This window comes from Pseudomonas lactucae (assembly GCF_016937615.1).
GTDB classification, from domain to species: domain Bacteria; phylum Pseudomonadota; class Gammaproteobacteria; order Pseudomonadales; family Pseudomonadaceae; genus Aquipseudomonas; species Aquipseudomonas lactucae.
Window position 1 is genome coordinate 1 of record NZ_JAFHKI010000041.1, and the last position, 20169, is coordinate 20169.

The 20169-nt window shown below is 61.4% G+C and carries 18 protein-coding genes and 1 pseudogene; 14 read left to right on the top strand and 5 right to left on the bottom strand.

All coding sequences use genetic code 11. The annotated features are described in order from the left end of the window. Positions 1 to 103: 103 nt before the first annotated feature. The 3 genes and pseudogenes from JWR98_RS08490 to JWR98_RS30140 form a co-directional block, all read right to left on the bottom strand. Positions 104 to 601 carry a hypothetical protein gene (locus JWR98_RS08490; RefSeq protein ID WP_078733229.1) on the bottom strand — a complete coding sequence of 166 codons (498 nt, stop codon included), beginning with the start codon at positions 599 to 601 and terminating at the stop codon, positions 104 to 106. A 331-nt stretch (positions 602 to 932) separates the two neighbouring features. Then, positions 933 to 1796, bottom strand: a complete 864-nt coding sequence (locus JWR98_RS30135) for a methyl-accepting chemotaxis protein (RefSeq protein WP_425273170.1) — start codon at positions 1794 to 1796, stop codon at positions 933 to 935. After that, positions 1791 to 2546 (bottom strand): annotated as a pseudogene (locus JWR98_RS30140) (HAMP domain-containing protein); the annotation flags it as partial. The pseudogene JWR98_RS30140 and the gene JWR98_RS30135, both read right to left, overlap by 6 nt. 157 nt (positions 2547 to 2703) lie before the next feature. Between JWR98_RS30140 and JWR98_RS08500 the strand changes: the two are divergent. Then, positions 2704 to 3912 (top strand): multidrug effflux MFS transporter, encoded by a 1209-nt coding sequence (locus tag JWR98_RS08500; RefSeq protein WP_078733227.1) that lies wholly within the window; start codon positions 2704 to 2706, stop codon positions 3910 to 3912. Between the two features lie 102 nt (positions 3913 to 4014). Further along, a complete protein-coding gene (locus tag JWR98_RS08505; protein WP_078733226.1) occupies positions 4015 to 4872 on the top strand; it encodes an SDR family oxidoreductase in 858 nt (285 codons plus the stop codon). Positions 4873 to 4903: 31 nt separating this feature from the next. Here the strand turns inward: JWR98_RS08505 and JWR98_RS08510 are convergent, their stop codons facing one another. After that, positions 4904 to 5818, bottom strand: coding sequence for a site-specific integrase (locus JWR98_RS08510; RefSeq protein ID WP_205489760.1), 915 nt, complete (start codon positions 5816 to 5818; stop codon positions 4904 to 4906). Between the two features lie 107 nt (positions 5819 to 5925). Next, the gene (locus JWR98_RS08515) at positions 5926 to 6738 is read right to left on the bottom strand and encodes a M949_RS01915 family surface polysaccharide biosynthesis protein (protein WP_205489761.1); all 813 of its coding nucleotides are present in this window, start codon (positions 6736 to 6738) and stop codon (positions 5926 to 5928) included. 399 nt (positions 6739 to 7137) lie between these two features. On the opposite strand from JWR98_RS08515, the gene arnC reads away from it, so the two are divergent. The 12 genes from arnC (at position 7138) to JWR98_RS08575 (ending at position 20144) form a co-directional block, all read left to right on the top strand. Further along, entirely contained in the window at positions 7138 to 8169 is a 1032-nt protein-coding gene (arnC, locus tag JWR98_RS08520; RefSeq protein ID WP_078733223.1) for an undecaprenyl-phosphate 4-deoxy-4-formamido-L-arabinose transferase, read from the top strand. After that, the gene (gene arnA, locus JWR98_RS08525) at positions 8166 to 10157 is read left to right on the top strand and encodes a bifunctional UDP-4-amino-4-deoxy-L-arabinose formyltransferase/UDP-glucuronic acid oxidase ArnA (RefSeq protein WP_205489763.1); all 1992 of its coding nucleotides are present in this window, start codon (positions 8166 to 8168) and stop codon (positions 10155 to 10157) included. Before arnC ends, arnA begins: the two co-directional genes overlap by 4 nt. Beyond that, entirely contained in the window at positions 10157 to 11041 is an 885-nt protein-coding gene (arnD, locus tag JWR98_RS08530) for a 4-deoxy-4-formamido-L-arabinose-phosphoundecaprenol deformylase (protein ID WP_078733221.1), read from the top strand. Before arnA ends, arnD begins: the two co-directional genes overlap by 1 nt. After that, entirely contained in the window at positions 11038 to 12693 is a 1656-nt protein-coding gene (gene arnT / locus JWR98_RS08535) for a lipid IV(A) 4-amino-4-deoxy-L-arabinosyltransferase (protein WP_078733220.1), read from the top strand. The genes arnD and arnT overlap by 4 nt, the downstream gene beginning before the upstream one ends. Then, positions 12690 to 13037, top strand: coding sequence for a 4-amino-4-deoxy-L-arabinose-phosphoundecaprenol flippase subunit ArnE (gene arnE / locus JWR98_RS08540; protein WP_078733219.1), 348 nt, complete (start codon positions 12690 to 12692; stop codon positions 13035 to 13037). The genes arnT and arnE overlap by 4 nt, the downstream gene beginning before the upstream one ends. After that, a complete protein-coding gene (gene arnF / locus JWR98_RS08545; protein ID WP_078733218.1) occupies positions 13034 to 13435 on the top strand; it encodes a 4-amino-4-deoxy-L-arabinose-phosphoundecaprenol flippase subunit ArnF in 402 nt (133 codons plus the stop codon). Before arnE ends, arnF begins: the two co-directional genes overlap by 4 nt. Beyond that, the gene (locus JWR98_RS08550) at positions 13432 to 14811 is read left to right on the top strand and encodes a UDP-glucose dehydrogenase family protein (protein WP_003173879.1); all 1380 of its coding nucleotides are present in this window, start codon (positions 13432 to 13434) and stop codon (positions 14809 to 14811) included. Before arnF ends, JWR98_RS08550 begins: the two co-directional genes overlap by 4 nt. A gap of 3 nt (positions 14812 to 14814) precedes the next feature. Next, entirely contained in the window at positions 14815 to 16437 is a 1623-nt protein-coding gene (locus JWR98_RS08555) for an ArnT family glycosyltransferase (RefSeq protein WP_078733217.1), read from the top strand. Positions 16438 to 16629: 192 nt separating this feature from the next. After that, positions 16630 to 16869 carry a type VI secretion system contractile sheath small subunit gene (locus JWR98_RS08560; RefSeq protein ID WP_143480865.1) on the top strand — a complete coding sequence of 80 codons (240 nt, stop codon included), beginning with the start codon at positions 16630 to 16632 and terminating at the stop codon, positions 16867 to 16869. A 163-nt stretch (positions 16870 to 17032) separates the two neighbouring features. After that, the gene (locus tag JWR98_RS08565; RefSeq protein ID WP_205489765.1) at positions 17033 to 17743 is read left to right on the top strand and encodes an HPP family protein; all 711 of its coding nucleotides are present in this window, start codon (positions 17033 to 17035) and stop codon (positions 17741 to 17743) included. A gap of 142 nt (positions 17744 to 17885) precedes the next feature. Then, the gene (locus JWR98_RS08570; RefSeq protein ID WP_078733215.1) at positions 17886 to 18989 is read left to right on the top strand and encodes an enoyl-CoA hydratase/isomerase family protein; all 1104 of its coding nucleotides are present in this window, start codon (positions 17886 to 17888) and stop codon (positions 18987 to 18989) included. A 3-nt stretch (positions 18990 to 18992) separates the two neighbouring features. Continuing rightward, on the top strand, positions 18993 to 20144 hold the full coding sequence (locus JWR98_RS08575; protein WP_003173874.1) for an acyl-CoA dehydrogenase family protein: 1152 nt from the start codon (positions 18993 to 18995) through the stop codon (positions 20142 to 20144). Positions 20145 to 20169 lie beyond the last annotated feature (25 nt).

The following is a 20169-nucleotide window of genomic DNA, read 5'->3' on the forward strand; positions in this document are numbered from 1 at the left end:
TGCACCACATTATGCGAACCTGGATGTACGGCGCTGGGAGGCTCTGGCGGTCAGATTAAAGCCTGACGTGCGCCTATCATCGCCTAGACGCACGCTTGAGCCTTTATTGATTTTTGGTAATCTCATCCAGCATACGTTCAGTGCCTTTGAGGTATCCCGTCAGCTCACCATCGTCTCGCTTGAATTTGATGCCGATGACTTCATTTCCAAGTTTTGCCAAGCTGATCGATGCCCGTATGACTTCATGCGGATGTGAGACAACCGGAGCCGACTCGCCTTTTTGGATAGAGACTTCAGTGACAGTCTGCTCGAACAGGTTGCGTTCAGCGTCATAGGACCAAGAGGACTTCTGGATTATTTTCTGCGAGGTGTCATGATCGCCGACAATCAGGTAGTCGGTTGCCGTACCCTTGGCATCCAGAACCAGCAACGCCATTCCTTGGGAATTTTCCTCATTCAGGTTGATGTACCAAACTCCGTACAGATCCGTTTTGTGAATAGCTGTGCTGCTGGGCAATGTTTCGCTGGCCATGGCTGTATTGACAGGAATTAACAGTGCAACCAATAGCAGTGCGACGACAACTTTTATAGGATTTCTCATATAAACCTAATGTCCTTTCAGAAAAAAACGGCAGCGCTGGAGCTTGTTCTCCTCCTGGTCATTCGTCAACGAAGCGTTATCCATAGCTAATCTGTTGAACTACCCTCCTACGTTTAATAGCCATTAAAAATAACTACACTAAATAGTCATTTAGTTGAGTTAAATGAATAGCGGATTTACCGCACCGCCCACGATTAAACGGGTCGCCCCGGCCTCAATCACCTTCACCGCCGTCGGATAATCGAAACTGGTTGCGCTTTCGCGCAACGCGCCATGCCTGGCGCACCCAAAAAAACCGGCCCACTGGGGGCCGGCCGAAAAGGTGCCTGCGTTACAGGCTGAACCGGTCCACCGACTGCGACAACTTGCTGGCCAGGCCGGCCAACTCATCGGTGGTCGAAGCGGTTTGACCAATAACGCGGCTGTTGTTTTCCGACATACCGGCGATCATTTCCACCTGATGGGAGATTTCGTTGCTGGCCAGGCTCTGTTCACCGATAGTGCGCGAAATATCGTTGACCAACTCGGTGGTATTCAGGGTGGCCTGCAGAATGTCGCGGATCGCCTTCTCCACCTCAGCGGTCACGGCCATGCCTTTGTCCACCTGGGAAACGCCCTCCTCCATGCTGGTCACCGCCTCGCGGGTGTTTTGCTGGATACGCCCGACCATGCTGGCAATTTCCTGGGTTGAGGCGCTGGTGCGTCCCGCCAGGCTGCGCACCTCGTCGGCCACCACGGCAAACCCGCGCCCTTGCTCACCGGCGCGGGCGGCTTCAATCGCAGCGTTCAGGGCGAGCAGGTTGGTCTGGTCAGCGATACCCTTGATCACCTGGATGATGCTGTAGATCGCCTCGGACTCCTTATCCAGCGTGCGAATGACCTGGGCCGACTGCTGCGCTGAACGGGCAATGCCGTCCATGTCCTTGACCACCTGGTGGATCACACGGCCGCCATCCTTGGCCAGGGCTTCCGCCTGGTTGGCCATGTCCAGCGCACGCCCGGCGTGACGGGTGATTTCTTCAATACTGGCGGTCATCTCACTCGCGGCCGCCGCCATGGTGCTGGCGGCGCCGCTTTGTTGCTGGCTGCTGCCGGCCACTTCATGGCAACCCTGGCTCAAGCGCTCGCTCATTCCACTGACGCCCTGGGCGTTGCTGCGCACCACCTCGATCATGCCGCGCAGGTCGCGCTGCATGGTAGAGAGGCTGCGGATCAACAGCCCGGCTTCATCGTTGCGACGCGGCTCGACAATTGGCTCGCTCAAGTTGCCCCGTGCGATACTGGCGGCAATGCGGCTGGCGGTTTGCAGCGGGCCCATGATGCTCAGGATGACCCAACGGCCCTGGGCCAGCAGCAGCAACAGGCTGGCAATCAATACCACGCCAAGGGTGAGGTTGGCGTTGTTCAGGGAGTGGTGCGTGCTGGCGCTGGTTTTCAGAGTATGGCTTTCGATCATTTCGCTCAGGGCAGCCATCTGGTCTTCCAGTTGGCTGAAGGCGGTATTGAAGGTATCCAATTCCCCGCGAGCGGCCTCGGGGTTGTCCAGGGCCAATGCGACGATGCGTTCGCCGGCGCCGATGTAGGTGTCCAGGCTGGGTTTGATTTTTTCCAGGCTGACCTTGATCGTTTCTTCCACGGGCAGCTTGAGATTATCCCCCAGCACCTGGCGAAAATGCTCGGCATGCTCCTTCAACGAGCTGTTGACCTCGTCCTTGGTGCTGGTGCTCTTACCCAGGCCCACCAACATGGCCGACAGCACATCGGCGCGCAGGGCATCGTGCATCATGTCGGCTTCCATGTGGTTACGCAGCACGGTCATGCCAACCTCGTTGTCCTGCACCGCATCGCCCATGTGCGTGTTCCCCAAGTAGGCGGCCAGGCTCATGATCAAGGCCGTGAGCAACCCGGTCGCAATCAACAACATCAAGCGTAATTTGATCGTCATGCTGGTTTCCCCATACTTGGACTGCCGGCTGGAAGCCCAACCGCTTGCACACCGCTTCTACTGTTATCGGCAACGGTTGTCTGTTATTGAAGCCTAAGTTTGCGCAATTGCGCGAATACCTTAAGCTGACCGACCTCTGCCCTGCCCGGAACCGCTCATGTCACGCCGTATTGCCCACCTCGCCTTGCTCCTGGGCTTGATCACTGCCGTCGGCCCGTTCGCCATCGACATCTACTTGCCCGCCCTGCCCACCCTGGGCGCCAGCCTGCACGCCTCGCCGGCGGCGGTGCAGATGAGCCTCACGGTGTTCTTCGTGATCATTGGCGTGTGCCAGCTGTTCTACGGGCCGATCAGCGATGTGTTCGGGCGCAAGCCGCCGATCTATGCGGGCCTGGTGATCTTTGCCGTGGGCAGCATCGGCTGCGCGCTGGCACCGACCATCGACGTGCTCATCGGTTTTCGCGCCCTGCAGGCATTCGGCGCGTGCGCCGGCATGGTGATTCCCCGCGCGATTGTGCGCGACCTGTACACCGGCCATGAAGCCGCGCGGTTGATGGCGCTGCTGATGCTGGTAATGAGTGTTTCGCCGATCCTCGCGCCCCTGGCGGGCAGTCTGGTGATTTCGCTGTGGAGCTGGCGCGAAGTGTTTGCGGTGCTCGCCGTGGTCGCCGTGCTGTGCCTGGTGATGACCATCGTGCAACTGCCGGAAACCCACCCGGCCGAGCGCCGCCTGGGCAAGACCCTCGGCAGTGCGTTCAGCAGCTACGGGGCACTGCTGCGCGATCCGGTGTTTATCGGTTTGTCGGTGGTGTGTGGTTTTGGCCTGGCGACCTTCTTTGTGTATCTGGGCAGCGCGCCTTTTGTGTACATCGAACACTTCGGCCTGACACCCACGCAATTCAGCCTGTGCTTTGCACTGAATGCCGCCTCGTTTTTTGCCATGAGCCAACTGACCGCCCGCCTGAGCGCGCGCTTTGGCCTGGCACCGCTGATTCGCTGGTCGGTGACGGCCGTGGCCGTGGTTATGGCACTGCTGGCGATCACCACGCTGTGGGGCAGCCACCTGGCCCTGATGATGACCTTGTTGTTTATCGGTTTCGGTTTTCTCGGCTTGCTGCTGCCTGCGGCCGGCGTGCTGTCGCTGGAGGATCACGGCGCGGTGGCGGGCTCGGCCTCGGCCCTGCTCGGCGCGATCCAGATGATCATTGGCGCGGTGTCCATGACCCTGGTGGGGATTTTTGCCGACCACACGCCGGCGCCCATGTTGATCGGTATTGCGCTGTGTGCCGTGGCGGCGCTGCTCACGGTGCTGTGGACGCTGCGCCGCTTGCCCGCGCATCTGGCGAGCGCGCCGCCCTCCGCCTGAGGCGAAGCAACCACTCGTCGGGCCCGGCCGGCATTCATTACAACTATCGCCGCCGGGAAATCACTAACTCCATAGCCCCTTTGGAAACCTATGGAGACTGAAATGACTGATTATCCACGCCCGCCATTCGCCCCCCAGGCCCAGCCCGTACCCGGTACCCAGAAGAAAATGGACCCGTACCCGGACTGTGGTGAACAGAGCTACACAGGCTCCGGTCGGTTGGCCAACAAGATCGCCCTGATCACCGGCGCCGACAGCGGCATCGGCCGCGCGGTGGCCATCGCCTTCGCCCGTGAAGGCGCCGATGTGGCCATCGCCTATCTGGATGAGCACGACGACGCCAAGGAAACCGCCCGCTGGGTGGAAGAAGCCGGCCGCCAGTGCCTGCTGCTGCCCGGCGACATTGCCGAGAAAGCCACCTGCCAGGCGTTGGTGGACAAGACGGTCGAACAGTTCGGGCGTATCGATGTGCTGGTCAATAACGCAGCGTTCCAGATGACCCATGAAACCCTCGAGGAAATCGAGGACGAGGAATGGGTCAGGACCTTCGATATCAACATCACCGCGATGTTTCGCATCTGCAAGGCCGCCCTGCCGCATATGAAGGCCGGCAGTTCGATCATCAATACCAGCTCGGTGAATTCGGACATGCCCAAGCCGACGCTATTGCCCTACGCAACCACCAAGGGCGCGATCGCTAACTTCACCGGCGGCCTGGCACAGATGCTCGGCAGCAAGGGCATTCGCGTCAACAGCGTGGCACCGGGCCCGATCTGGACACCATTGATCGTCGCGACCATGACCGAGGAAGAGGTGCAGAACTTCGGCGGCCAAACCCCGCTGGGCCGCCCCGGCCAGCCTGTGGAAGTGGCGCCGATCTATGTGCTGCTGGCCTCGGATGAAGGCAGCTATATCTCCGGTTCGCGTTATGCGGTGACAGGGGGTAAACCGATTCTCTAAGCATTGGCGTAGCTGCCGAGCCTGATCGTTCCTATAAATCAAACCGATCCACCGCCCTGCGCCGTTCATTGTCGTCACGCACGTCATAGCTGGCGGTGGTCTGGATATTGGTGTGGTGCGCCAGCTTCTGCGCAATCGACAGGTCATGCTCCTCGATCACCCGCGTGATGAACGAACGCCGGAAGTCGTGGGGCATGATCTTCACCCCGACCTGCTCACCGCGTTGGCGTGCAATGTAGTAAATCGCATGTTTGGTGATGCGCTCGCGGGTGATATGGCTACCCCGGCGGATACGGTTGAACAGAAAACTATCGTCCTGCTCGCCTTCCTTAAGCTGCTCCCGCCGAAATGCCAACCACGCCTGCAACTTGGCGAACGCCCAGTCGGGTGCGTACTTGACCAGTTCCTTATTGCCCTTACCGATCACCCGCAGGCTGCGTTCTTCGAAATCGATCTGTGCCAGGTCCAGGTTCACCGACTCTGACTTGCGCATGCCCGAGCCATACAGGATGCCGATTACCGCGGCATCGCGCAGGCCCTGGGGGCGCGGGTCGGCGGCGCAGGCTTCCATCATTTCGCGAATCAGCGTACGCCGCAGGTTGCGCCCCTGGCCCAGGCGCGTGCCGGAGGCTGCCTTGACCGTGCGCATTTTGAGCAGATGCTCCTGGCTGATCAGGCTCATGCGCCAGGCTTCGTTCATCACCCCGCGTACGGCATTCACATACAGCGACGAGGTGTTCGGCGCATAGCCGTCCTCGCGCAAGGCGGCCACCAGCGCGATGACGTGCTCAGGCTGCAGCAGATGCCAGTCGATGTCTTCCAGGTTGATGTCTTCGAAGCCCAGGCGGTCGGCGGCGTCCTGCAGCACGTAGCGCATGGTCAGTTGGCTGGAGGGAGCCAGGCGGGTCAGATAAAGGGTCAGCGGGTTACGGATAGACTCAGTCACGGTAGATCAGCCTTTGGATTAAATACCTCGAACAAACCATTGTTTAATCGAGGTATTTAGTGATTGGCGAGGGCCGAGTCTAGCGCAGGACCGGCCCTGTTACCAAATCACGGGGCGGATTCTTCGTCCTCGGTGGGTTCCTGCGGCTGGGTCTGGGCCTGGCTCCAATCGGTGTCCTGCTTCTGCATCAGCGCGAACCAGTGTTGGCGCATGAAGGTGAGATAGGCCTCGGGGGCCTTGGCAAAATCCTTCTCATCGCCATAACAGCCGGGCAACGGCAACTCGGTGCCCTGCTCCTTGTATTGGCTGACCAGCGCCTGTTGACCGGCGACGCTGCAATCCTTGGGCAACGGCATACCGCGCAAAGCGCCGGCCTCTTCGTCCCACCAGGCAGCCCCGTAACGGTCGACGCCGCGCAGGCGGTACTTCTGCGACTTGCCCACATGCATGATCAGCTTGAATTCGTTGGGGCTCACATCGCTGGTGCAGGTGCGCGAATAACCCACCGTGGCCTGGGTGATGCCGTCGCCGGTGAGGTCGGTGACCTTGGTTGCGCCCCGATCGAAGCGCAGCGACGCGTCGAATTCGCAATGCTGTACGTCGTCATAGAGCATCCAGACACGCTTGGGGTGGGCGCCGTCGATCAAGTACTGCGCCGCATACACAAACGCCGACTGGGTGCCGTCGTCATCGCGCTCGCTGACTTGCTCGGCGAGCACCAGCAGGTTCTTGCCCTGGCGGTCATCCCAGGTGTAAGCCGCGATTTGCTTGCCACGCACTTCCACGCCATCGGGCACCTGATCGAGGCTGGTGAGCGCCACGCCGTCGTCGGCGCGCACTGTGGTGACGCACGCTACGCTCATCAACAACCCCATCAACACTGGCCGCAACTGGCCACGCAAAAGTTGCACGCTGTTCATCCCCATACCCTGGCAAGAGAGCGCTTACTTTACCGGCACTTGGGGAGCATTGCAGAGAAGATTGTTGAATAAATTCGCCGGCCGCCCGTTCCCGCCGGGGTTGCAACAGACGCCCCGCAGACCGTTCCCGGATCGCCCTGGGCCGACCCTGGTTGATTAGCTGAACCCTAGCTGTCTGCCTGTCAAATAAACGAGTTTTTCATCTGCCTTTCATATCGGTACAACATTTTTGCGCTTAATCTTTAACCCAGCACTTCATGGCAATCCGCGTTTTGTCGACTAACCTATTGAAAGCGCTGCAACTTTGTCCGGGACTTTAATCGGCCACCTAGCGTTTTGCCCCAATTTTTGCTGCTGTTTTCACGCTTCAAGTTGTCTCAGCCCCGAGGTTATGAATCTTTGAAACCCTACCCTATTCATTGTGTGTCGATCGTCATCCCGGTCTACAACGAACAAGAAAGCCTGCCTGAACTGCTGCGTCGCACCACCGCCGCCTGCAAGCAACTGGCTTACGAATACGAAATCATCCTGGTGGATGACGGTAGCCGCGACAGCTCTGCGCAATTGCTTGAAGACGCCGCCGCCGAAGCCGGCAGCCACGTGGTCGCGGTGATCCTCAACCGCAACTACGGCCAACACGCAGCGATCATGGCCGGTTTCGAGCAATGCCGTGGCGACGTGGTGATCACCCTCGACGCCGACCTGCAGAACCCGCCTGAAGAAATCCCGCGCCTGGTGGAACAGGCCGCCCTCGGTTACGACGTGGTTGCCACCGTGCGCAACAACCGCCAGGACTCGGCCTTTCGCCGCTGGCCGTCGCGGCTGATCAACCTGGCCGTGCAACGCTCCACCGGCGTGGCCATGAGCGACTACGGCTGCATGCTGCGCGCTTACCGGCGCACCATCGTCGACGCCATGCTCGCCTGCCGCGAGCGCAGCACCTTCATCCCGATCCTGGCCAATGGATTTGCCCGCCACACCACCGAGATCCTGGTGCACCACGCCGAGCGTGAGCATGGCGAGTCCAAATACAGCGCCATGCGCCTGATCAGCCTGATGTTCGACCTGCTCACCTGCATGACCACCACGCCGCTGCGCCTGCTGTCCATCGTCGGCTTCAGTCTGGCGGCTTTGGGCGTGGTGTTTGCATTTGCGCTGATCGTGATGCGCCTGGCCTTTGGCGCCCAATGGGCTGGAGACGGCGTGTTTGTGTTGTTCGCGGTGCTGTTCGTGTTCACCGGTGGCCAGTTCATCGGCATGGGCCTGCTGGGTGAATACCTGGGGCGCATGTACAGCGATGTGCGCGCCCGCCCACGGTTCTTTATTGAAAAAGTGCTGCGCAACACCCCCGCAGCACCGGCTCCGGTGGTCGTCGTCGACGGCCTGGCCTCCTCCCATTCCTCCACTTCTTCCGATCAGGTTCAGTCATGAGTTCAAAAGCTGTTGTATTCGCGTACCACGATATTGGTTGTGCAGGCATTGAAGCGCTGCTCGGTTCGGGTTACGAAATTGCTGCCGTATTCACCCATGCCGATGACCCCAAAGAAAACAACTTCTACGGCTCCGTGGCCCAGCTGTGCGCGCGCAATGGCATCCCGGTGCACGCCCCGGAAGACGCCAACCACCCGCTGTGGGTCGAGCGCGTCGCCAAGCTAAACCCGGACTTCATTTTCTCGTTCTACTACCGCAATCTGCTGAGCGAGCCACTGTTGGCCACCGCGCGCAAAGGTGCGTTCAACCTGCACGGCTCGTTGCTGCCTAAATACCGTGGTCGCGCCCCGGCCAACTGGGTGCTGGTCAACGGCGAAACCGAAACCGGCGTGACCCTGCACCGCATGGTCAAGCGTGCCGATGCCGGCGCGATCCTGGCCCAACAGAAAGTCGCCATCGAACTCAGCGACACCGGCCTGACTCTGCACTCCAAGCTGCGTGAAGCCGCCGCAAACCTGTTGCATGATGCGTTGCCGCAGCTGAGCCAGGGCAAGCTGACCGAAACCGCCCAGGACGAAACCCAGGCGACCTATTTCGGCCGCCGCACCGCGGCTGACGGCAAGCTGGACTGGAAACAACCGGCTCAAACGTTGTTCAACCTGGTCCGTGCCGTGACTCAACCCTACCCGGGCGCCTTCTGCGCCGTGGGCGAGCACAAGCTGATCGTGTGGCAAGCCGAGGTGGTACAGGGCAACGAAGGCCTGGCGCCGGGCCGTGTGGTCAGCGTCAACCCGCTGCGCATCGCCTGCGGTGAAGACTCCCTGGTGATCAAGTTCGGCCAGCGCAACGACAACGGCCTGTACCTGGCCGGTCCGTCGCTGGCTGACGAACTGGGCCTGGTGGACGGCTCCGTGCTGCGCGGTGCCGAGTCCGGGCGCAAGCCCCGTCGTACGCGCGTGCTGATCCTGGGCGTGAACGGCTTTATCGGCAACCACCTGTCCGAGCGCCTGCTGCGTGACGACCGTTACGAAGTCTACGGCCTGGACATCGGCTCCGACGCCATCGAGCGCCTGCGCAGCCACCCCAACTTCCATTACGTGGAAGGCGACATCAGCATCCACACCGAGTGGATCGAATACCACATCAAGAAGTGCGACGTGGTGCTGCCGCTGGTGGCCATCGCCACACCGATCGAATACACCCGCAACCCGCTGCGTGTGTTCGAACTGGACTTCGAAGAAAACCTCAAGCTGGTGCGCTACTGCGTCAAGTACAACAAGCGCGTGATCTTCCCGTCGACTTCCGAAGTCTATGGCATGTGCCAGGACCAGTACTTCGACGAAGACACCTCCAACCTGGTGGTCGGCCCGGTCAACAAGCAACGCTGGATCTATTCGGTCTCCAAGCAACTGCTGGACCGCGTGATCTGGGCCTACGGTGCCAAGGGCCTGAACTTCACCCTGTTCCGTCCCTTCAACTGGATGGGCCCGCGCCTGGACCGCCTGGATTCCGCGCGTATCGGTAGCTCCCGCGCGATCACCCAGTTGATCCTCAACCTGGTGGAAGGCACACCGATCCGCCTGTTCGACGGTGGCGAGCAAAAACGCTGCTTCACCGACATCGCCGACGGCATCGAAGCCCTGGCGCGCATCATCGATAACGACAACGATGCCTGCAACGGCCAGATCATCAACATCGGCAACCCGGAAAACGAAGCCAGCATCCGCCAGTTGGGCGAAGAGCTGCTGCGTCAGTTCGAAGCCCACCCGCTGCGCGGCAACTTCCCGCCGTTCGCCGGTTTCCGCGACGTGGAGAGCAAGGCGTTCTACGGCACCGGTTACCAGGACGTGGCGCACCGCAAGCCCAGCATTGAAAACGCCAAGCGCCTGCTGAACTGGGCGCCGACCGTGGAGATGAGCGAAACCATCGGCAACACGCTGGACTTCTTCTTGCGCGAAGCGATGTTAGAAATCGCGGATAAGCGCTGATGAAGGCAGGCTTGCGCATCGACGTCGACACCTACCGAGGCACCCGTGAAGGGGTGCCCCGGCTGCTCGACACCCTGGATGAAGCGGGCGTGAAGGCGACGTTTTTCTTCAGCGTCGGGCCGGACAACATGGGGCGCCACTTGTGGCGCCTGATTCGCCCGCAGTTCCTGTGGAAGATGCTGCGCTCCAACGCCGCCGGCCTGTACGGTTGGGACATCCTGCTGGCCGGCACCGCCTGGCCAGGCAAGCCGATCGGCCGCGACCTGGGGCATTTGATGCGCCAGGCCAAGGCGGCCGGGCACGAAGTCGGCCTGCATGCCTGGGATCACCACGGCTGGCAGGCCAACACCGGGCGCTGGAGCGAGGCGCAACTGGTCGAGCAGATCCGCCGTGGCGTCGACACCCTGAGCGACATCCTCGGTGAACGCGTCGACTGTTCAGCGGCCGCCGGATGGCGTGCCGATGAGCGCGTGGTGCAAGCCAAGCAAGGCTTCAATTTTCGCTACAACAGCGATTGCCGGGGCACCAGCCTGTTTCGACCGACCCTGGCCGATGGCAGCGCGGGCACCCCACAAATTCCGGTGGACCTGCCGACCTTCGACGAAGTCGTCGGGCCGGTAGTGGCTGCCAAAGACTTCAATGGCTTCATCCTCGACCGCTTTGCCGAGTCGAAGCTCAACGTCTATACGATCCACGCAGAAGTAGAAGGGATTCTGATGGCCCATGATTTTCGCCAGTTGCTCGCCCAGGCAGGGCAGCGCGGCATCGACTTCCAACCGCTGGGCGACTTGTTGCCGGCGGACCTCGCCACCCTGCCCCGGCAACAGCTGGTACGCGGCGCCTTGAGCGGCCGCGAAGGCTGGCTCGGCGTACAACAGGCATGATCCGACGTTGGGCATTGCCCCTGCTCCTGTTGGCATTCGGCGTGTTTTATCTGCTGCCGCTGACCACCCACGGCCTGTGGATTCCCGATGAAACCCGTTACGCGCAAATCAGCCAGGAAATGCTGCTGACCGGCAAGTGGGCATCGCCGCACTTCATGGGTATCCGCTATTTCGAAAAACCGGCGGCCGGTTACTGGATGATCGCGCTGGGCCAGGCGATCTTCGGGCAGAACCTGTTCGGCGTGCGTTTCGCCTCGGCCTTGAGCACCGGCTTGAGCATCCTGCTGGTGGCCCTGGTGTCGCGCCGGTTGTGGAACGACCCGCGGAAAACCCTGATCAGCAGCCTGCTGTACATGAGTTTCGTCAGCGTCGCGGCGTTGGGCGGCTATGCCAACCTCGACCCGCAGTTCACCTTTTGGGTCAACCTGACGGGCGTGGCCTTGTGGTTCTGCTTCGACAGCACTACGCGCAATGGCCGCCTGGGTGCCTGGGCGCTGCTCGGTTTTGCCTGCGGCATGGGCTTTATGACCAAGGGCTTCCTGGCGTGGTTGCTGCCGGTGCTGATCGCCCTGCCCTATGCGATCTGGCAGAAGCGCTTTCGCGAGCTTGTGCTGTATGGCGTGGTGGCCGTGGTGGTAGCAATCGTCGTCAGCCTGCCGTGGGCACTGGCGGTGCACCTGCAGGAGCCGGATTACTGGAATTTCTTCTTCTGGCATGAGCATATCCAGCGTTTTGCCGGGGACGATGCCCAGCATGCCGAGCCGTTCTGGTACTACCTGCCTTTGCTGGTCGCGTTTTGCCTGCCGTGGGTGGCGCTATTGCCGTCGACCCTGAAACAGGCGTGGCAGGAAAAACGCGCGGCGAAAACCGCATTCCTGTTGCTGTGGCTGCTGATGCCATTGGCGTTTTTCAGCCTGGCCAAAGGCAAGTTGCCCTCCTACATCATGCCGTGCCTGTTGCCGCTGGCGTTGTTGATGGGGCACACCCTGGCCGACAAACTGGCCCAGGCCCGTGGTCGCGTGCTGCGCATCAACGGCTGGCTGAACCTGGTGATCGGCGTGCTGGCCTTGCTCACGCTGACGTGGGTCCAACTGAAAAAACCAGTGTATGAGCACGGCAGTGAAACCCTCAGCCTGGTGCTGGTGTTTGTCTTCCTGTTCGGCTGGATCGTTGCCAACCTGTTGCAAGCGTCGCGCCCGCTGCGCTTGTGGGCGGCGCCGGTGGTCGGCAGCTGGTTGCTGGTGGCGTTGGTCCCGGCCGCATTGCCCCATTCGGTGGTTTATAACAAAACCCCGGACCAGTTCATCATCGATCACCTCCAGGAGCTGAGCCAGGCCAGCGCGTTGCTCAGCAACGATCTGGGGGCGGCCTCCGCCCTGGCGTGGCGCGTCAAGCGCCCGGACGTGACTCTCTATAACACCGTTGGCGAAGTGAAATATGGCTTGGCCTTCGACGATGCGGCCCATCACAAAGTCGACACCACCCAGGTCCAGCAATGGATGAGCGACGCACGTAAAAAAGGCCCGGTCGGCGTGGTGATGCGCGTCAAGGGTGACGATGAAATCGCCGAAGTGAACCTGCTGCCGCCGGACGGCAAGCGTTATGAGCAGGGCAACATCGTGATCCTGATCTTCCCGCAGGTCGCGCCATGATCACCCTGCTGCTGTTACTCGCCGCGTGCCTGCTGACGTGCATGGGCCAGGTGTCGCAGAAGTTCGCCGTGGAAAGCTGGCGCGACCGGCCCGAGGGCTGGGCGCTGAAACTGCGTTCGCCGTGGCTGTGGGCCGCGCTGATCTGCCTGGGCCTGGGCCTGCTGGTGTGGCTGCTGGTGTTACAGCGCCTGGAGGTGGGCATTGCCTACCCGATGCTCAGCCTGAATTTCGTATTGGTCACCTTGGTGGCGAGGTTTGTCTTTCATGAGCCCGTCGATGCTCGGCACTGGCTGGGCGTGGCGCTGGTGATCGGCGGTGTCGTGCTGCTGGGGCGTCAGTTATGAGCCGGGTGCAAGGCTTTGCCCTGGCCCTGGGCAGTGTCGCCCTGGTGAGCGCAGCCCAACTGGGCATGCGCTGGAGCATGACGCGCCTGCCGCTGCCCAACGAATGGCTGACCGCCCGGATCGACCTCGGCGCCCTGGGCGTGGTGGCCCTGGCAATCTTCGCCTATGCGCTGTCGATGCTCTGCTGGCTCGGCGCGCTCAAGCACTTGCCCCTGGGCCGTGCCTATTCACTGCTGAGCATCAGCTATGCGCTGGTGTACCTGCTGGCCGCCAGCCTGCCGGTGTTCAACGAACATTTTTCGCTGTCGAAAACCCTCGGGGTGGCGCTTGTCATCCTGGGTGTGCTGATCATCAACTCTCGTCGTGCTAGCGCTGCAAGCCCCAGGAATGCCCCATGAAAATCAGTGTATTTGGTAGTGGTTACGTCGGTCTGGTCCAGGCCACCGTCTTAGCCGAAGTCGGTCACGATGTCATCTGCATGGACGTGGATCAGAACAAGGTCAGGCTGCTGCAGCAGGGCCAGGTCAGTATCTTCGAGCCCGGACTGGCCGCCATGGTCAAGGAGAACCTGGAAAGCGGACGGCTGCATTTCACCTTTGATGAGAAACTTGCGGTCGAGCACGGCGAAGTATTGTTCATTGCCGTGGGTACGCCTTCGGATGAAGACGGCTCGGCAGACCTCAAGTACGTGCTGTCGGTGGGCGATGCGGTGGCCCGGCATCGGATCGACCCGGTGATTCTGGTGGAAAAATCCACCGTGCCCGTCGGCACCGGCGACACCCTGCGTGCGCATATCGAAAAAGCCCTGCGCGTGGCTGGCCGGCATCTGGATTTTGATATCGTCTCCAACCCGGAATTCCTCAAGGAAGGCTCGGCGGTGGCCGACTGCCGCCGCCCGGACCGCATCATCATCGGTTGCGAGCGCGAAGAAGTGCGCGAAGTCATGCGCGACCTGTACGCGCCGTTCAACCGCAACCATGACCGCATCATCTTCATGGACCTGCGCAGCGCCGAGCTGACCAAGTACGCCGCCAACTGCATGCTGGCCACCAAGATCAGCTTCATCAACCAGATCGCCGAACTGGCCGAGCACCTGGGCGCCGACATCGAAGCCGTGCGCCTGGGGATCGGCGCCGACTCGCGCATCGGCTACCACTTCATTTACCCCGGTTGCGGTTATGGCGGCTCGTGCTTCCCCAAGGACATGCGCGCCCTGATCCACAGCGCCAAGCAGGCCAACTGCTCCAGCGACCTGCTCGAAGCCGTGGAAGCCATCAACCAGCGTCAGAAGAGCAAGCTGTTCGATCGCATCAATGCCTTCTTCAAGGGCAACCTGCGTGGCAAGACCTTCGCCCTGTGGGGCCTGGCGTTCAAGCCCAACACCGATGACATGCGCGATGCGCCCAGCCGTGTGCTGATGGAAGCGCTGTGGGCCGCCGGGGCCAATGTACGTGCCTTCGACCCCGAAGCCATGCAGGAAACCCAGCGCATCTATGGCGACGAAGAACGCCTGATGCTGATGGGCACGCCAGAGTCCACCTTGACCGGTGCCGACGCGCTGATCGTCTGCACCGAGTGGCAGCAGTTCAAGGCTCCCGACTTCGACCTGATCCATCAGCGCCTCAAAACCCCGGTGATCTTCGATGGTCGCAACCTGTACGACGGTGAACGCCTGTCACGCAAAGGCTTCCAGTACTACCCGATTGGGCGTGGCGATTCGTGCCAGTTGCCGATTCCCCAGCAGCAGTGGCTGCCACAGGTCGTGGAAGCCTGATACGTGAACAAAACGCAACCGTCACCGCTCACGGCCACCCTGCGCCGCCAGTCCCTTGGGTTGGGGGTGCTGGCGCTGTTGCTGTTTATCGCGGGCAGCTGGCACCAGGCAATCATTGGCTTCGACGCTCGCTTCGTGTTGTTTGCCCAAGAGATGCTGCGCCACGGGCCGGGTTTTTTCCCGACCACCTATGGCCAGCCGTACGCTGATTACCTGGCGACCTCGACGCTGATGACCTGGCTGCTGTCGGTGCCGCTGGGCGAGGTCACCAGCCTCACGGCCTGGCTGCCTACCGCCGTGGCATCGGCGACGATCGTGGTGCTGGTGTATCGCCTCACGGCGCCCTACTCCCAACGCTGGGGTCTGCTGAGCATTGCGATATTGCTGCTCAGCAGCACCTTTATCAGCGAAACCCGTGCCGTGTCCCTGGACCAGATGCTCGCCGCCATCAGCCTGGCAGTGTTTTACCTGGGGTATGCCCATGATCACTTCGGCAAGGGCAAGCGCCTGCATTGGCTGTGCCTGCTGGTGCTCTTCGGGTTTGCGATCCGTGGGCCGATTGGCCTGGTCATTCCCACGGGCATGTTGTGCAGCTATTACCTGATCAACCGGCAGTGGCGCCAACTATTCAGTTTCGGGCTATTGGCCCTGGCGCTGCTGGCGGCCTGTGTAGGCCTGCTGTTGCTGATGGCCAAGCTCAGCGGCGGTGAAAGCTTCATGCAGGACGTGATCCGCATGCAGTTCCTGGGGCGCATGGATGGCAGTGAAGGCTCCAGCGGCGTGCTGTATTACTTCACCAGCTCCCTGGGCAATTACGCCCTGGCGTACCCCTTGGCGGTGCTGGTGCTGGTGGCCATGGTGGTGAGCGGGCGGCGCGTGCCGGGCCAGGCGCTGCAACTGGTGTGGTACTGCGCGGCCGCGGGGCTGTTGGTGATGGTCGGTCTGTCGATTCCACAGGCCAAGAAAGCGCGTTATGTGCTGCCCATGTTGCCCATGGCGGCCATGATTGCAGCGTATCCGTTCCAGGCCACCCACGGGCGGTTGTTTGCCTGGCTGCGCGGGTTGATGCTGGCGATCTGGACCTTGTTGCCAGCGCTGCTGGTCGTCGGTTTGCTGTTGGCCCGCAAGCGCTATCCAGAGCCATTGAGCGACCTTGGCTGGGTGTTCGGCGTGCTCGGTGTCCTGCAAGCATTGACGTTGCTGGCGCTGTTCCTGCCGCGCGCGCGCCCCATGGTACCGGCGTTTGTCGCCGTGCTGGCGGTGTGGGGGACCTATATCGCGGTGGTCGAGCCGTTGGAGCGCGAGGTTTACGACACCCGCACATTCACCCTGCGCGTGCATGAACGGGTGATGCAGCAGCGCGCGCCGCTGGTGCTGCATGGCCTGGGTAAAGACGCCAAGGCGATCAAATACATGGTTAACCTGGACTGCGACCGGGTGCCGTTATTCACCCAGCAAGCCAGCGACCTCAAACAGCTTCCGGGCCCCGCCTGGCTGGTGATGAGCCAAGCGGACTACGAAGGTTTGCAAGATCCGCGCTTTCGTTCCATTACCCCGACCCTGAGCGGTGAATTCGACAAAAACCCTTATGTGCTGTTGCACTTGCCCGCAACCGTGCAGCCATGATCCACACACGCAGAAAACTCCTACGCACTCAAGCGTAAAGGCTGCGGTCTATTCCCTTTCATACGCGAGAAACGCAGTTGTAAACTCGACGTCCACATGCGGTAAGCATTTACCGCCACTGACCATGCATGACAGCAAGGACGCCAGGGGCCGTGTCGGTCGTCGCGGTTTACTTCATGAGAGGACAATGCAGTGCCGGATCATGTTTCAGGCAGCCTCCCTGCCCCGTTGGCCCACGATGACCTGCATCAGTGCGCCCCTGAACTGGACCGACTGATGGCGCTGCGTGACGCCCTGGTGGCTTTGAACGGGCCGCTGGCCAGCGACCCCCAACGGCGAGAGAATCTGCGCAAGCGCTTGTTAAGTGCAGAGGTCGATGACCGCGTGCTGGGCAAGCCCTGGACTCGCCCCGACATCCTGCAACCCGTTTGAATCCACTTTTTTTGTATTTAACCTTCATTAATATGCATTGGCGCTGACCACGCCGGCACGGCACACTGCGCCAGTTCCTCCCCCAAATGCAGGAATATTCAAGGACTTTTCCGGGCAACCAGATGAGTCTTTTTTTTGCCCGCCGTTCATGGATTCTTCCTCGATGCTTGCTCGCTGGTTTCCCGCTGCTATCAATACCCGCCCCTCCGAATGGAGTCGTGCCGCCATCGGCATGGCGCTGGGAACGCTGTTCAGTGTCTGGCTGTGTGGTCAGGTGTTTGGCATGGAGGTGGCGCTGCACCTGCTCGGCCCGCTCGGCGCCTCGGCGGTGCTGTTGTTCGCGGTGTCATCCGGTGCCCTGGCCCAACCCTGGTCGATCATCGGCAGCTACCTGTGCGCAGGCGTGGTGGCGTTGCTGGTCGCCCGCGTGCTCGGCCGTACGTTGGGCGGTGCCTGTCTGGCGGCGGGCATGGCCGTGGTGCTGATGTGCTGGCTACGCTGCCTGCACCCACCGGCGGGTGGCCTGGCCATGACGCTGGTCCTGGCCGACCCGGCCTCCGCCGCCCTGGGCTGGCATGAGTTGGGCGCCGTATTGCTCGGTGCAGGGGCTTTGTTGACCTGCGCCCTGGCCTATAACAACGCCACGCGCACGCGCTACCCCAAAGGCGCAGCGCCGTCACCGGCAGTCATTCTGAACACCCCGAATGCCGCGCGCGATCCGGAAGTGACCGCCGGGGACCTGAAACTGGCCCTGGCCGAGATGGAACAGTTCTACGACGTGGCGCCCAATGAGCTGGAGCAGTTGATCAACACCGCACAAATCCATGCGCGTCGACGCAGCATCGGTGAAGTCCTGGCCAGCCGATTGCCCTGAGACAGCGCCCTGACGCGCTGCATAAATGCAAAAACGACCTGCATGATTCCGGGTTGTACTGGGCAAATTTGCACTGGTACGATCATGAGAGAGTTCGCCCGCGAACATCTTGATAAAGAACAATAAAAGCAGGGAGTTAGAGATGACTGCTCAGGTTCCATCCGAAGCAAGCCGCGCCGATGCCCCTCAGGATGAGGTACTGGCTGACGTGCGCAACCATATCGGCCACCTCACCCTCAACCGTCCCGCTGGCCTGAACGCCATTACCCTTGAGATGGTCCGCCGCCTGACCGCGCAACTGCAGGCCTGGGCGGACGATCCACAGGTGTATGCGGTGGTGTTGCGCGGTGCCGGCGACCGAGCCTTCTGTGCCGGTGGCGACATTCGCTCGCTTTACGACAGCTTCAAAAACGGCGACACCCTGCACGAAGACTTCTTCGTCGAGGAGTACGCCCTGGACCTCGCCATCCACCATTACCGCAAGCCGGTCCTGGCGTTGATGGACGGGTTTGTCCTGGGCGGCGGCATGGGCCTGGCCCAGGGCGCGGATCTGCGCATCGTCACCGAACGCAGCCGCCTGGCCATGCCGGAGGTTGCCATCGGCTATTTTCCGGACGTGGGCGGCAGTTACTTCCTGCCGCGCATACCCGGCGAACTGGGGATTTACCTGGGCGTCACCGGGGTCCAGATACACGCCGCCGATGCCCTTTACTGCGGGCTGGCCGACTGGTTCCTGGACAGCGCCAGGCTTGCGGACCTGGACCAGAAACTCGATCGCCTGCAGTGGCACGACTCCCCGCTCAAAGACTTGCAAGGCGTACTGGCCAAACTGGCCGTGCAACAACTGCCCGACGCGCCTCTGGCGGCATTGCGTCCGGCCATCGATCATTTCTTTGCGCTGCCGGACATCCCGAGCATTGTCGAGCAATTGCAGGAGGTCACCGTTGCCGACAGCCATGAATGGGCCCTGACCACCGCCCACCTGATGCAAACCCGCTCGCCCCTGGCCATGGCCGTGACCCTGCAAATGCTGCGGCGCGGTCGCCGCCTGCCGCTGGAGCAGTGCTTCGCGCTGGAGTTGCACCTGGACCGTCAATGGTTCGAGCGCGGCGACCTGATCGAGGGTGTCCGAGCGCTGATCATCGATAAAGACAAGCGTCCGCGCTGGAACCCGCCAACCCTTCATGAACTGGCGGCTGCCCATGTGGAAAGCTTCTTCCAACACTTCGAGCAGGTTGCGAAATAAGTCATGCAAGATATTGAATATACAGAAGAACAAGTAATGATCCGCGACATGGCGCGCGACTTTGCACGGGGTGAAATCGCCCCTCACGCCCAAGCCTGGGAAAAAGCCGGCTGGATCGACGACGCACTGGTGGCGAAGATGGGCGAACTGGGCCTGCTGGGCATGGTGGTGCCGGAAGAATGGGGCGGCACCTACGTCGACTACGTGGCCTATGCCCTGGCCGTGGAAGAAATCTCCGCCGGGGACGGTGCTACCGGTGCACTGATGAGTATCCATAATTCAGTCGGTTGCGGCCCGATCCTCAACTACGGCACACCCGAGCAGAAGCAAACCTGGCTGGCCGACCTTGCCAGCGGTCAGGCAATTGGCTGCTTTTGCCTGACCGAGCCCCAGGCCGGGTCCGAAGCGCATAACTTGCGCACCCGCGCCGAACTGCGTGATGGCCAATGGGTGATCAATGGCGCCAAGCAGTTTGTCAGCAATGGCAAGCGCGCCAAGTTGGCCATTGTATTCGCGGTGACCGACCCGGCGTTGGGCAAGAAAGGTATTTCCGCGTTTTTGGTGCCCACTGACACCGCCGGGTTTGTCGTCGACCGCACCGAACACAAGATGGGCATCCGCGCCTCGGACACCTGCGCCGTCACCCTCAACCAATGCACGGTGCCCGAAGCCAACCTGCTCGGCGAACGCGGCAAGGGCCTGGCGATTGCGCTGTCCAACCTCGAAGGCGGTCGCATCGGCATCGCGGCCCAAGCCCTGGGCATCGCCCGCGCCGCGTTCGAGGCCGCGCTGGCCTACGCCCGTGACCGGGTGCAGTTCGACAAGGCGATCATCGAGCACCAAAGCGTGGCCAACCTGCTGGCCGACATGCAAACCCGCCTTAATGCCGCACGCCTGCTGATCCTGCACGCGGCGCGCCTGCGCAGTGCCGGCAAGCCCTGCCTGTCGGAAGCCTCCCAGGCCAAGCTGTTTGCCTCGGAAATGGCCGAAAAGGTCTGCTCGTCAGCGATGCAGATTCACGGCGGTTATGGCTATTTGGAAGACTACCCGGTGGAGCGTTACTACCGGGATGCGCGGATCACGCAGATTTACGAAGGCACCAGCGAGATTCAGCGGATGGTGATTGCCAGAGAGCTCAAGCACTACCAACTCTGACTGACACACCACAAAGCCAATGTGG